This window comes from Halomonas sp. TH-94, from assembly GCF_057473365.1.
In genome coordinates this window covers 32221-44303 of the sequence record NZ_JBYCKL010000023.1, presented here as the reverse complement: position 1 = coordinate 44303, position 12083 = coordinate 32221, and the positions used below count along the sequence as shown (strand labels likewise).

Below are 12083 nucleotides of genomic sequence, written 5' to 3'. Positions count from 1 at the left end.
GACAGGGAGAAAACGAGCTAGCTGACGCAAAGGAGGCGAACATGGCACCGCTGAAGGAGTATCACGACGAAAGTGGCCCCATTTGGTTGCTGGCCCTGGTAGCGGTCTTGGCGGTGAACCTGCTGCCGCTGATCATTGGCGTGGCACGAGCCGTACTGGCCTGAAGCCGGGCTTGCCAAGCTTGTCGCGATGCGGCACGATGATCCGAGAATCCATGGAGGCAACCATGACCCCGAGCCTTGAGACAACCAGCCCCGCTCTCGACCGCACCCCCGGTGCGGTGAGGTCGCGTGGTGTCGGTTTCGGCGGTCAGTATTGGTACTGGTTTAGCGCCGGTGTGCCGGCGGCCGGGTCCTGAATCGGACGCAGCTGCTAGGGCACACCCAACCGGGTTGCCTTCCTTCTAAAACCCCTGGTCGGCAACCCGACCGGGGGTTTTACGTTTGTAAGGCCCCATAAAAGATCGACTGAGGAGACGCACCATGACCGCATGCAGCGCCACTTTCGCCGCCCGCTCTCGCCACGACTATTATGGCTGGGGCTATGGCTGGCGATTTAGCGCCACGCGGTCGGCCCAGTGCGCCACCTCCGACCGTGAGATGACCGGTGGCAAGACGACACGATGTATGCCGAACTCACGGAGTTGACGATCATGAACGCCCCCGCATCCCTCGCTGAACGCCTAGCCGACGGCCATTCCGATATCATTGCCGGTCCGAGTCGGGCTCACAGGACCCTGCCGACCCCCGCAGAGCTGCGGCACCGACTGCCGGTATCGCGTCCGGTCGCCGAGCGCCTCGCGGCCCAGCGTCGCGCCATACAGGACATTATTGCCGGTCGCGACGACCGCATGCTGGTCGTGGTTGGCCCCTGTTCGATACATGACCCCCTGGCGGCACTGGAATATGCCCACCGCCTGGCCGAACTTGCCCCCCGGCTTTCCGATCGCCTGCTGCCGGTAATGCGGGTCTATGTGGAGAAGCCGCGCACCACGGTGGGGTGGAAGGGGCTGGCCTACGATCCCGATCTGGACGGTAGCGGCGACATGGCGCGTGGCCTGCATCTCGCGCGTCACATGATGCATGAGATCGCCGCGCTGGGCCTGCCGGTGGCCACCGAAGTCCTGCAACCGATGCTGGCCAGCTACCTCGACGATCTGCTGGCCTGGGTCGCCATTGGTGCCCGTACCACCGAGTCGCAGCTGCATCGCGAGCTGGCCAGCGGCCTAGAGGCGGCCGTGGGCTTCAAGAACGCTACGAGTGGCGACGTGGGCGTGGCCGTGGATGCCATACGTGCCGCTGCACACCCGCATCAGCATTTCGGCCTCGATGAGCAGGGCCGGCCCGCGCTGTGCGAAACGCCGGGCAATGCCCACACCCATGTGGTGCTGCGGGGCGGTCACCATGGTCCCAACTACGATAGCCGCTCGGTCGGGGAGGCCCGTCGTGCGCTGGAGCAGGCCGGGCTTGCGGCAAGGCTGATGGTCGACTGCAGCCATGCCAACGCGCGCAAGGACCATCGTCGCCAAGCCGAGGTGCTGCGCGACGTGTTGGCTCAGCGAGCAGCGGGTGAGACATCTCTCATGGGGCTGATGCTGGAGAGCCACCTCGAGGAGGGCAAGCAGCCGCTTACCCCCGGCGCGTTGCGCTATGGTATCTCCGTAACCGACCCCTGCCTGGGCTGGCAGGCCACCGAGGCCTTGCTGCTGGAGGCGGCCGAGCGGCTACGTTGACCCCAGCGTGGGCGACTGTACCTCGGCGGTCGATGCCGGGATAATCCCGGCATCGCATCGCCACAGGAGCCCCGCCATGTCCTTCATCTTCGAATATCACGAACCCGAGACCTACCGTCGCAAGGCGAAAATCATCAGCGTCGCCATGGCGGGTCAACTGATCGTCTTCGGATTGGTGTTTTCCCAGCTGCTGGTGGCGACCTTCGGCTCGAGCCTGTGGCTCAACGCGCTGGGCGTATTTTTCGGCTTGCTCGCTACCAGCTTGACCTTTGCCGTACTCCGCGAACGCCCCTGGATGAGCGAGATGCGCTATGTCTGGCAGCTCAAGCACCATCTATCCCGCCTCAGCGGCTATCTCGCCACCCTGCGCCGTGAAATGGACCAGGGCAATGCGGTAGCCCTGCACCTCATGACGGCCTACCACCAAGGCATGGCGCAGCTGGCCGAACTCAATGGCCGCACCCTGGACGACGATGCCGAGCTGCTGGGCGAGCGTGCCAGGATCGAGCGCCTGCGCGAGGAGCGGGGCTTGCCGGCGCGAGTTGAAGGCTTCGATCCCCACGACCTCGCTGCCTTCCGCAGGAGCTGATCAGGACCTTCGAGCGCGCTCATGCCTTGGTAGCATAGGCGTAGAGCAGCGTTTCCTGGGCGCTGATCGCCGCATAGGTGCCGGGTCGCTGTTGAAGATACCGACCGTCAGGCTGCAGTAGCCAGCTCTGGCAGTTGTCTACCAGATAGGTTTCCAAGTCCTTGCGCACACGTTCGGCAAGCTTGCGATCGAGCAGAGGAAATGCGGTCTCGACGCGATGGAACATGTTGCGTGCCATGAAGTCGGCGCTGGAGCACCAGGTTTCACTCTTGCCATTGTTATGGAAGTGAAATACCCGGGTGTGCTCGAGGAAGCGCCCGATAATGGAACGCACACGAATATTGTCCGATACTCCCGGCACGCCGGGCCGCAGACAGCACATGCCGCGAATGATCAGTTCGCACTCGACCCCGGCCTGTGAGGCCCGGTAGAGCGCCTGTATCAGCTTGGGCTCGGTCAGGGAGTTGCACTTGATGATGAGCTGCGCTCGATGCCCGTTTCGAGCGTACTCGGCCTCCCGCTCAATCATTGCCACGAGCCGCTCATGCAACGTGAAGGGAGCGTGAAGTAGGGTGGCAATGCGCTGGGCCCTGCCCATTCCCGAAAGCTGCTGGAACACCTTGTGTACGTCGGCACAGAGAGTGGGGTGGGCTGTCAGAAGACTGTAGTCGGTATAGAGCCTGGCGGTACGTGCGTGATAGTTACCGGTACCCAGGTGTGCGTAGTAGCGCAGCTTGCCACGCTCACGGCGTACGATGTGCATCATCTTGGCGTGTGTCTTGTAGGCCATTACGCCGTAGATCACGATGGCACCAGCCTCCTGCAGGCGAGATGCCAGAGCCAGATTGTCTGCTTCATCGAAACGGGCGCGCAGCTCGATCACCACCGTGACCTCCTTGCCGTTGCTCGCCGCTTCCACCAGCGCATTGACGATCCCAGAGTCAGCGCCGGTTCGGTAGAGCGTCTGCTTGATGGCTACCACGCCGGAGTCCCGTGCGGCCTCGCGCAGCAGATCCTCGACAGGCGAGAAAGCCTGAAAGGGATGGTGCAGCAGGATATCGCCGGCGGTGATGGCGTCGAACAGGCTCACTTTCTTGCGCATCGGCTTGGGCAGCCCCGGAATGAAGGGGCGATACAGCAGGTCGGGCCGATGCAGTTCGCTCAGTGCCGAGATCATGCGGGTCAGATTGACCGGACCATTGACCCGGTACAGATCGGCCTCGTCGAGCGCGAACTGCTTGAGCAGAAAGTCGGACAGCTCTATGGGACAGTTGTCGGCCACTTCCAAGCGCACACCGCTGCCGTAACGTCGAGCCAGCAGCTCGCCGCGCAGGGCCGAGGCCAAGTCAGAGATTTCGTCGGGGTCCACCGCCAGGTCCGCATTGCGTGTCAGCCGGAACTGGTAGCAGCCACGTACTTCCATGCCGGGGAAGACTTCTTCGGCATGGGCGTGGATCATCGACGATAAAAAGACGAACTCCTGGATGCCGGCTTGGCACAGCTCGGCTGGCAAGGCAATGACCCGTGGCAGTGAGCGTGGGGCAGGCAGTATCGCCAGCCCCCCCGCACGCCCGAAGGCATCCTTGCCTTCCAGTTCGACGATGAAATTCAGGCTCTTGTTGACCAGGCGCGGAAAGGGGTGGGAGGGATCGAGACCGATGGGGCTGATGACCGGGGCGATCTCGTTCTCGAAGTACTCCCGAATCCACGCATGCTGCGATTCAGTCCACTCGTCCCGCCGGCGGAAGTGTAGGCCCTGGGCTTCAAGGGCAGGGATCAGGGCATCGTTGAGAATCTGATATTGCCGTTCCACCTGCTCATGGGCGATCTGTGAAATCTCTCCCAGGAGAAGGCGCGGCAGAAGGCCATCGGCGCCGCTCGTCTCGTCGCCGAGAGCCACCTGATGCTTGATGCCGGCAACCCGTATCTCGAAGAACTCGTCCAGGTTGGACGAGAAAATCAACAGGAACATCAGTCGGTTGAGTAGAGGGTGTGCCTCGTCGAGCGCCTGCTCGAGGACCCTCACGTTGAACTGCAGATGCGACAATTCACGATTGAAATAAAGACTTGGGTCGCCGAGGTCTGCTACCGGGTCGGGCAGCGACTTGGGTTTGATACCGGCTCGGGTCTGGTTGAGACGTGGCTGGGCCGGCTCGGTGGGGTTGAGTTCCACCCCCCCGGCGGTGCTGACGTCGATGGATCTGTTGTCGGTGGCTTCCTGCTGGCCGGCTGGGTCGGGCGCGTCTACCATGGTTTCCCTCGTGGCGAACCGGCAGACGCACCCGGCCGTAGGCCGATCTCTGCCGTCAGGATGCGAGCAGTGTCGCTGCTCGCTTGGCGAAATAGGTCAGAATTCCATCGGCTCCGGCGCGCTTGAAGCAGACCAGAGATTCCAGCATCGCTTCGTCGGCGTCGAGCCACCCGTTGTCGAAGGCGGCCATGTGCATGGCGTACTCGCCGCTGACCTGATAGGCGTAGGTGGGCACCTTGAGCTCGTCCTTGATGCGCCGTACCACGTCCAGGTAGGGCATGCCGGGCTTGACCATGACCATGTCGGCGCCTTCGGCCAGATCGAGCATCACTTCGTGCAGTGCCTCGTTGCTGTTGGCCGGATCCATCTGGTAGGTGCGCTTGTCGGCCTTGCCCAGGTTGGCGGCCGAGCCCACCGCATCGCGGAACGGGCCGTAGTAGTGAGAGGCGTACTTGGCGCTGTAGGCCATGATGCGTACGTTGTGCAGGTGTTCCTGCTCGAGCACCTGGCGAATCTCACCGATGCGACCGTCCATCATGTCGGAGGGAGCGACCACGTCGGCACCGGCCTCGGCGTGGGAGAGGGCCTGCTTGAGCAGCGTTTCCACCGTGCGATCGTTGAGCACGTAGCCGCTCTCGTCGATGATGCCGTCCTGGCCGTGGATGGTGTAGGGATCGAGGGCCACGTCGGTCATGATGCCCAGTTCCGGCACGGCTTCCTTCAGCGCCCGCACGCTGCGCTGAACCAGCCCGCTGGCATTGTAGGCCTCCTCGGCCAGCTCGCTCTTCAGCGCCTGGTCCACCACTGGGAACAGGGCCAGCGCCGGTATGCCCAGTGCATGGGCCTCGCGTGCCTCTTCGATCAACAGATCCAGCGACAAACGCTCGACGCCAGGCATCGAGGGCACGCTTTCGCGGCGGTTCTCGCCCTCTAGGACGAATACCGGCCAGATCAGATCGGCAGCGGTGAGGGTCGATTCACGCATCAGGCGGCGAGAAAAATCGTCGCGGCGCATGCGGCGCATTCGGGTTGCGGGGAACTGGCGTGCGGTCATGTGACTCAAGATGTTCTACTCCGGCTGTGGGCCACATTCGCCATACGGTTTATTGGCGGCAGTGTGCCTGCAAAGGATGACGGTTCAATGACACTCGAAACGCATGGCCCGAGTATATCAGTGCCACCACAGGCAGGAAGTCGCGCCTTGTCGCACCCCTCGCGACTCTCTAAAGTGTTGGCTTCAGGATTCGAGGCAAAGCCCTGCTTTCAAGGCGCCTTCACAACAAGGAGAAAGGCATGAGCAAACAAGTGGCGGTCATCCTGTCGGGCTGCGGTGTCCAGGATGGCTCGGAAATCTACGAGACCACTCTGACCCTGTTGCGGCTTGATCAGTTGGGCATTGGCCATCGCTGCTTCGCGCCGGACATCATGCAGCACCATGTGATCGATCATCGTAGCGGGGAAGCGGTAGAGGGCGAGGCGCGTAATGTATTGGTCGAATCGGCGCGCCTGGCGCGTGGCAACATTGCGCCGCTCGATGAGCTCCAAGTCGATGAGTTCGACGCCGTGATCCTGCCGGGTGGCTTCGGTGCAGCCAAGAACTTGTCGAACTTCGCCGAAGCGGGCAGCGACATGGAGCCGCTACCCGAGCTGGTGGAGGCGCTGGCTCCCTTCTATGAGGCGCGCAAGCCCATCGGCCTGATGTGCATTACACCCGCGCTGGTGCCCAAGCTGCTGGGGCCGGGTATCGCCGTGACCGTCGGTCACGATCCCGGCGTGTCGGGAGCGATCAGCTCCATGGGGGGGCTGCATCGCAGCTGCGGCGTCGAGGATATCGTGGTGGACTTCGAGAACCGGGTGGTTACCACCCCAGCCTATATGCTAGCCACCCGCATCGGCGAAGCCGCCACCGGTATCTTCAAGCTGGTCGAGCGGATCGATGAGCTGATGGACATGTAACGCCGCGTCCGATACCAAGCGCCCCCGCTCGTGTCAGCGGGGGCGCTTGCGTTTGGAAGCGGCGCGATAGTTCGTCAGGCGTTATCGCGCTCTTCGTCGGACTGTGCCTCGGCCGCCTTGCGGCGGCGTCGGCGCACCAGGCGGCCAAACAGGATGCCCACTTCGTAGAGCAGGTACATGGGTACGGCGAGCAGGCTCTGGGAGATTACGTCGGGCGGGGTCAGCAGCATGCCGACCACGAAGCAGCCGAGGATGATATAGGGGCGCTTCCGCGCCAGGCTCTCCACCGTTGTCGCGCCCGAGGCGATCAGCAGGAAGGTGGCGATGGGAATTTCGAAGGCCACGCCGAAGGCGAAGAACAGCTTCAATACGAAGTTCAGGTACTGGTTGATGTCGGTCATCACCGCCACGTTCTCCGGCCCGGTCTGGGTGAAGAACTGGAACAGCAGCGGGAATACCGCATAGTAGGCGAAGGCCGCGCCGGCATAGAACAGGCCTACGCTCGATGCCAGCAGCGGCAGGGCCAGCGCCTTCTCGTTGTCATACAGCCCCGGGGCGACGAAGGCCCAGGCCTGGTGCAGTACGTAGGGAATGGCAACGAAGACCGCCACCACCAGTGTCAGCTTGAAGGGGGCCAGGAACGGGGATGCCACTTCGGTGGCGATCATCTGCGAGCCTTCCGGCAGCATCCCCATCAGCGGCTGAGCCACGAAGGTATAGATCTCGTTGGCGAACGGGTAGAGCCCGAGGAAAATCACGAAGATCGCCAGCACCGCGCGCAGCAGTCGCGAACGCAGCTCGATCAGGTGCTCGATCAGGGGGGCCTGGCCAAGTTCCTGCTTGTCATCGGAGTCGCTCATCGTGAAGCGGCATCCTTGTCATCGTCGTTGGGAGAAGAAGGCTGGCCAGCGGTGGCCCTGGCGTCGGCAAGGGCATCGTCGAGGCGCGCGGAGGCAGGCGGCGGCACGTCGCCATCTGGCTTTCGCGTAGCGGGCTCCTGGCTATCGTCATCGCCCTTGCGAGGCGTCGACGTCGAGTACGGCTTGGCGATGCTCTCCACGTCGCGCTTGGCCTTGTTCAGGCTCTCGTCGAGCTTGGTCTGCTGATCCTTGAGCTTCTGGCGCAGCTCCTCCGCCTCGAGCTGCGAGTTGATCTCCCGCTGCATGCTCGACACGGTGCGCTTGATCTTGCCGACCCACAGTCCCGCCGTACGCGCGGCCTTGGGCAGGCGTTCCGGGCCGAGCACCAACAAGCCGACGATCCCGAGAATCAGGAGTTCGAGGAAGCCGATATCAAACATAAGGGCTTACTTGCGCTCTTCTCGTTCCTCGACGCTGTCCGCCGCCTTTTTCTCTTCGGCGCGAACGTCATAGGTGTTGGGCTGCTCTTCGTGGCTCACCTTGGCCTGAGGCTTGCCATCCTTCTCTTCCTCATTGACGGCCTGCTTGAAGCCCTTGACCGCACCGCCCAGATCGGAGCCGACGTTGCGCAGCTTCTTGGTGCCGAAGATCAGGATGATGATGCCGAGTACAATCAGCAGTTGCCAGATACTGATGCCACCTAACATGAAGGTTACCTCTGAGTCGGGATTCCGGCGGATCCGGAAGTCAATTTCACTTTGACCTTGCGGCCTTCTCTTCGTGCCCGGAAATGCCGAAACGCCGGGCCAGCTCGTCGAGCACGTCCCGGTGGTCCAGGCCCAGGTGCGACAGCATCACCAGGCTATGAAACCACAGGTCGGCGGTTTCGGCGATCAACGCTTGGCGTTCGTCGTCACCACCGGCCTCGGCATCCTTGGCTGCCAGCAGGGTTTCCGTGGCTTCCTCTCCGACCTTTTCGAGTATCTTGTTTAGCCCCTTGCCATGCAAGGCGGCAACGTAGGATTCGGTAGGATCGGCGCTGCGGCGTTGGCTCAGTACGTCGAAGAGTTCATCGAGAATATCACGCATGCGAGCGACTCCGGTTGCGATGGATCAAGTTCATTGCCAAGCCAGCAGCAAGAGTCCGACGAGACCAGCCACGAGTACCGGCCAGGGCTGGTTCAAGGCCCATTGGGACAGCGGTTGCCAGGCCAATGCCAGGGCCGTCAGCAGCAGCCCCAGGCGCAGGCGTCGGCCGCCGCGGCGGCCGGCATGCAAGTGGTGCTGAATGCCGTGCAGGGCCAAGGCCTGGCGACGACGTTGCCGATGCTCCTGCTCGAGGCGGCTGAGCGCCTGATGGGCCACGCTGGGCAGCTCGGGGATCTGACGCGACAGTTCCGGTGCCTGGCGTTTGAGCGACTCCCACAGGCCGACGGCACCGGCCCGCTCCTGCATCCAGCGCTCCAGATAGGGCTTGGCGGTACTCCAAAGGTCGAGATCCGGATGGAGCTGGCGTCCCAGGCCTTCGATGTTGAGCAGGGTCTTCTGCAGCAGGACCAGCTGCGGCTGAACCTCCCTGTTGAAGCGTCTGGCGGTCTGGAACAGCCCCAGCAGCACCTGGCCGAAGGAGATGTCCTTGAGCGGTTTTTCCAGAATCGGCTCACATACCGTCCGAATCGCGGCGGCGAACTCATTGGCGCGGGTCTCTTCCCCTACCCATCCCGACTCGATGTGCAGCGCGGCGACTTCGTAGTAATCCTGATGGAAGAAGGCCAGCAGGTTGCGGGCGAGATAGTCCTGATCCTCGCGGGTCAGGCTGCCGACGATGCCGCAGTCGATGGCAATGTACTGTGGATCATTGGGGTTTTCACGGGAGACGAAGATGTTGCCCGGGTGCATATCGGCATGAAAGAAGTTGTCGCGAAACACCTGGGTGAAGAATATCTCCACGCCGCGCTCGGCGAGTCGCTTGAGGTCCGTACCCTGCGCCTTCAGCGCGGCGATGTCGGCGACCGGAATGCCGTGCACGCGTTCCTGGACCATGACCCGCTTGCGGGTGTGCGACCAGTGGATGGCCGGGACGTAGAGCAGCGGGGAGCCGGCGAAGTTGCGCTTGAGCTGTGATGTGTTGGCGGACTCCTTGCGCAGGTCGAGCTCGTCGAACAGGGTCGCTTCGTAGTCGCGCACTACCTCCACCGGGCGCAGCCGGCGCGCTTCGGGAATCAGCGTGAGCACACCGGCCACGCGGTACATCAGCGCCATGTCCTGGCGCATCACCCGGTCGATGGCGGGGCGGATGATCTTGACCACCACCTCCTCGCCGCTGTGCAGGCGGGCGGCGTGCACCTGGGCGATGGAGGCCGAAGCCAGCGGCTCGGGTTCGAAGTGAGCGAAGGCGACGTCGAGCGGCATGCGCAGCTCGGACTCTACCAGGGCGCGGGCCTCCTCGCCGGGGAAGGGCGGGACCTGATCCTGCAGCCGCCTGAGTTCATCGGCAATCTCCTCGGGCAGCAGGTCGCGACGGGTGGAAAGCAGCTGACCGAACTTGACGAATACGGGGCCGAGCGATTCCAGCGCCAGGCGCAGCCGCTCACCGCCCGAGCGCCGGCCCACCGGCACCACCCGTAGCGGTGAGAGCAGGAAGGCGAGCCGCAGCCACCAGGGCAGACGCTGCAACGGCAAGAGGGTATCGAGGCGGTAACGGGTGATGACCCAAATGATGCGCAGCAGACGAAGCCCCATCATGCCGTGGCCTCGCTGGCCAGTTGCCGGCGCAACCTGGCGAGACGGGCTTCCAGGCGATCGGCGGCCACTTCCAGCTCGGTTAGGTGATCGCGCAAGGTGTCGACCTGTTGGCGCCCGGGGAACAGACGCGCCTCCTCGAAGACGTATTCGGCGATATCGGCACGCATTTCCTGCCGGGCACGCTGGCCCCATCGAGTCATGCGTCGTAATCCTTCCGCCAGGCTATGGGCCGGGGTGTCGCCGAGCCAGCGGGCCAGCTCAGCTTCCCAGTCGATATCGAGATCCAGAAACAGGTCGCGGACCTCCTCGAGCAGGTGCACCCGCCCGTGGATGGTGAGTCGTCCACGGAGCATCAGGCGTTCCATTGGCTCCCCACCCAGCAGCTCGCCCAGCGTCTCGGCATCGAGTTCGACCACCGCGTCGGCGCCGCTTTCGTCGGCGCCGTCCGGGCGCAGGAGGTCGACCCCATGCGGGTGAAAGCTCAGCAACAGCGACAGGGCCGGGCGCTCCATGCGCAGCAGCAGCCGGCTACCGGCCAGCCGGGCCAGTCGCGTGGGGGCGGCCAGGTCGCGGGCAAGCAAGGCATTGAGTGTGCGCTCGATGCCGGCCAGCAGCAGAGTGGGAGTCAACGTCATTAGGCCCTCAAAGCTTGATGCCGCGATGCAGGGCGACGATGCCCCCGGTGAGATTGGTGTACTCGACCCGTTCGAGACCGGCGGCTTCCATCATTGCCTTGAGCGTCTCCTGGTCGGGATGCATGCGAATCGACTCGGCCAGGTAGCGATAGCTGTCGGCGTCGCCTGCCACCATCTGGCCCATGGCGGGCAGCAGACGGAAGGAGTATTCGTCGTAGGCGCGGGTCAGCACGGGGTTGTTGGGTTTGGAGAACTCCAGCACCAGGAGGCGGCCGCCAGGCTTGAGCACGCGAGCCATGGAGCGCAGCGCGGCGTCCTTGTCGGTGACGTTGCGCAGGCCGAAGGCGATGGTGATGCAGTCGAAGCTGTTGTCGGGGAACGGCAGGCATTCGGCATTGGCCTGTACGTACTCGACGTTGCCGCCGACACCGTTGTCGAGCAGCTTGTCGCGGCCTACCCGCAGCATGGACTCATTGATATCGGCCAGTACCACCCGGCCGCGTGGCCCCACCATACGCGAGAACTTCAGCGTCAGGTCGCCCGTGCCGCCGGCGATGTCGAGCACGCTGTGGCCGGGGCGCACCCCGCTGCGCTCGATGGTCAGGCGCTTCCACAGCCGGTGGATGCCGAACGACATCAGGTCGTTCATGACGTCGTAGCGCGCTGCCACGGAGTGGAAGACATCAGCTACGCGGGAAGCCTTCTCCTCGATCGGCACTTCCTGATAGCCGAAGTGAGTGGTGCTCTGGTCCCCGGGGGTGGAGTTAGGGCTCATTGCGTAAAGGCTCCCGAATCGCTGCGGAAAGGTGAGGACAAGCCTCATTTTGGGCCACATTGTAGCCTTCCCCAGCGGTTCTTGTCTTGACGCTCGCCTTTCTACAGCTGTTTGATTTCGATGCCCAGCGCTTCCCGAGATGCGCCGGCCTTCTCCAGACGCTGAAGATAGTCGGCCCAGTAGGCCTCGCGGTGCTGTGCCAGCTCGTAGAGATATTCCCAGCTGTACAGGCCGCTGTCATGGCCGTCATCGAAGGCCAGCTTGACGGCGTAGCGCCCCACCGGCTCGATGTTCTTCAGGCCGACGTCCTTCTTGCCGACCTGAAGCACGGCCTGGCTGGGGTGATGCCCGCGCACCTCGGCGGAGGGAGAGTAGACGCGCAGGTACTCCACCGGCAGGCGGTGGCTCTCACCGTCGGCGTAGGTCAGCTCCAGCTCGCGGGCCTTCTTGTGGTAGTGAATCTTGCTGGGGGTGGGGGCACTCATGCAGGACTCCGCTGACGTTGATGAAGCGCGGCTGTCCGGGCCGCGCTTGGGCAAC

General features: G+C 63.5%; 15 protein-coding genes. 5 read left to right on the top strand and 10 right to left on the bottom strand.

What is annotated here, in order from left to right:
• The first annotated feature begins 41 nt into the window (after positions 1-41).
• From AC2VNO_RS04145 to AC2VNO_RS04130, 4 genes are all read left to right on the top strand, one after another.
• Positions 42-164 carry a hypothetical protein gene (locus tag AC2VNO_RS04145; protein WP_486932951.1) on the top strand — a complete coding sequence of 41 codons (123 nt, stop codon included), beginning with the start codon at positions 42-44 and terminating at the stop codon, positions 162-164.
• Between the two features lie 62 nt (positions 165-226).
• Complete coding sequence (locus AC2VNO_RS04140; RefSeq protein ID WP_486932950.1) at positions 227-358, top strand: hypothetical protein; 132 nt, start codon at positions 227-229, stop codon at positions 356-358.
• Between the two features lie 294 nt (positions 359-652).
• Complete coding sequence (locus AC2VNO_RS04135) at positions 653-1732, top strand: 3-deoxy-7-phosphoheptulonate synthase (protein ID WP_486932949.1); 1080 nt, start codon at positions 653-655, stop codon at positions 1730-1732.
• A 76-nt stretch (positions 1733-1808) separates the two neighbouring features.
• A complete protein-coding gene (locus AC2VNO_RS04130; RefSeq protein ID WP_486932948.1) occupies positions 1809-2321 on the top strand; it encodes a DUF3087 family protein in 513 nt (170 codons plus the stop codon).
• A 19-nt stretch (positions 2322-2340) separates the two neighbouring features.
• Here the strand turns inward: AC2VNO_RS04130 and ppk1 are convergent, their stop codons facing one another.
• Both ppk1 and hemB read right to left on the bottom strand, forming a co-directional pair.
• Positions 2341-4572, bottom strand: a complete 2232-nt coding sequence (gene ppk1, locus AC2VNO_RS04125) for a polyphosphate kinase 1 (protein ID WP_486932947.1) — start codon at positions 4570-4572, stop codon at positions 2341-2343.
• A gap of 55 nt (positions 4573-4627) precedes the next feature.
• The gene (gene hemB, locus AC2VNO_RS04120) at positions 4628-5626 is read right to left on the bottom strand and encodes a porphobilinogen synthase (protein ID WP_486932965.1); all 999 of its coding nucleotides are present in this window, start codon (positions 5624-5626) and stop codon (positions 4628-4630) included.
• A gap of 239 nt (positions 5627-5865) precedes the next feature.
• Between hemB and elbB the strand changes: the two genes are divergently transcribed.
• Complete coding sequence (gene elbB, locus AC2VNO_RS04115; RefSeq protein WP_228573832.1) at positions 5866-6528, top strand: isoprenoid biosynthesis glyoxalase ElbB; 663 nt, start codon at positions 5866-5868, stop codon at positions 6526-6528.
• 74 nt (positions 6529-6602) lie between these two features.
• Here elbB and tatC read toward each other — a convergent pair whose 3' ends face one another.
• The 8 genes from tatC to AC2VNO_RS04075 form a co-directional block, all read right to left on the bottom strand.
• The gene (gene tatC, locus AC2VNO_RS04110; RefSeq protein ID WP_486932946.1) at positions 6603-7388 is read right to left on the bottom strand and encodes a twin-arginine translocase subunit TatC; all 786 of its coding nucleotides are present in this window, start codon (positions 7386-7388) and stop codon (positions 6603-6605) included.
• Positions 7385-7828 (bottom strand): Sec-independent protein translocase protein TatB, encoded by a 444-nt coding sequence (gene tatB / locus AC2VNO_RS04105; RefSeq protein ID WP_486932945.1) that lies wholly within the window; start codon positions 7826-7828, stop codon positions 7385-7387. The genes tatC and tatB overlap by 4 nt, the downstream gene beginning before the upstream one ends.
• Before the next feature lie 6 nt (positions 7829-7834).
• Positions 7835-8095 carry a Sec-independent protein translocase subunit TatA gene (gene tatA, locus AC2VNO_RS04100; RefSeq protein WP_228573838.1) on the bottom strand — a complete coding sequence of 87 codons (261 nt, stop codon included), beginning with the start codon at positions 8093-8095 and terminating at the stop codon, positions 7835-7837.
• 46 nt (positions 8096-8141) lie between these two features.
• Positions 8142-8477, bottom strand: coding sequence for a phosphoribosyl-ATP diphosphatase (locus AC2VNO_RS04095; RefSeq protein ID WP_486932944.1), 336 nt, complete (start codon positions 8475-8477; stop codon positions 8142-8144).
• A 30-nt stretch (positions 8478-8507) separates the two neighbouring features.
• Positions 8508-10130 carry a ubiquinone biosynthesis regulatory protein kinase UbiB gene (gene ubiB / locus AC2VNO_RS04090; protein ID WP_486932964.1) on the bottom strand — a complete coding sequence of 541 codons (1623 nt, stop codon included), beginning with the start codon at positions 10128-10130 and terminating at the stop codon, positions 8508-8510.
• Positions 10130-10768 carry a ubiquinone biosynthesis accessory factor UbiJ gene (locus AC2VNO_RS04085; RefSeq protein ID WP_486932943.1) on the bottom strand — a complete coding sequence of 213 codons (639 nt, stop codon included), beginning with the start codon at positions 10766-10768 and terminating at the stop codon, positions 10130-10132. Before AC2VNO_RS04085 ends, ubiB begins: the two co-directional genes overlap by 1 nt.
• A 7-nt stretch (positions 10769-10775) precedes the next feature.
• Entirely contained in the window at positions 10776-11543 is a 768-nt protein-coding gene (gene ubiE, locus AC2VNO_RS04080) for a bifunctional demethylmenaquinone methyltransferase/2-methoxy-6-polyprenyl-1,4-benzoquinol methylase UbiE (RefSeq protein ID WP_228573843.1), read from the bottom strand.
• 101 nt (positions 11544-11644) lie between these two features.
• A complete protein-coding gene (locus AC2VNO_RS04075; RefSeq protein WP_486932942.1) occupies positions 11645-12028 on the bottom strand; it encodes a gamma-butyrobetaine hydroxylase family protein in 384 nt (127 codons plus the stop codon).
• Between the last annotated feature and the right edge of the window lie 55 nt (positions 12029-12083).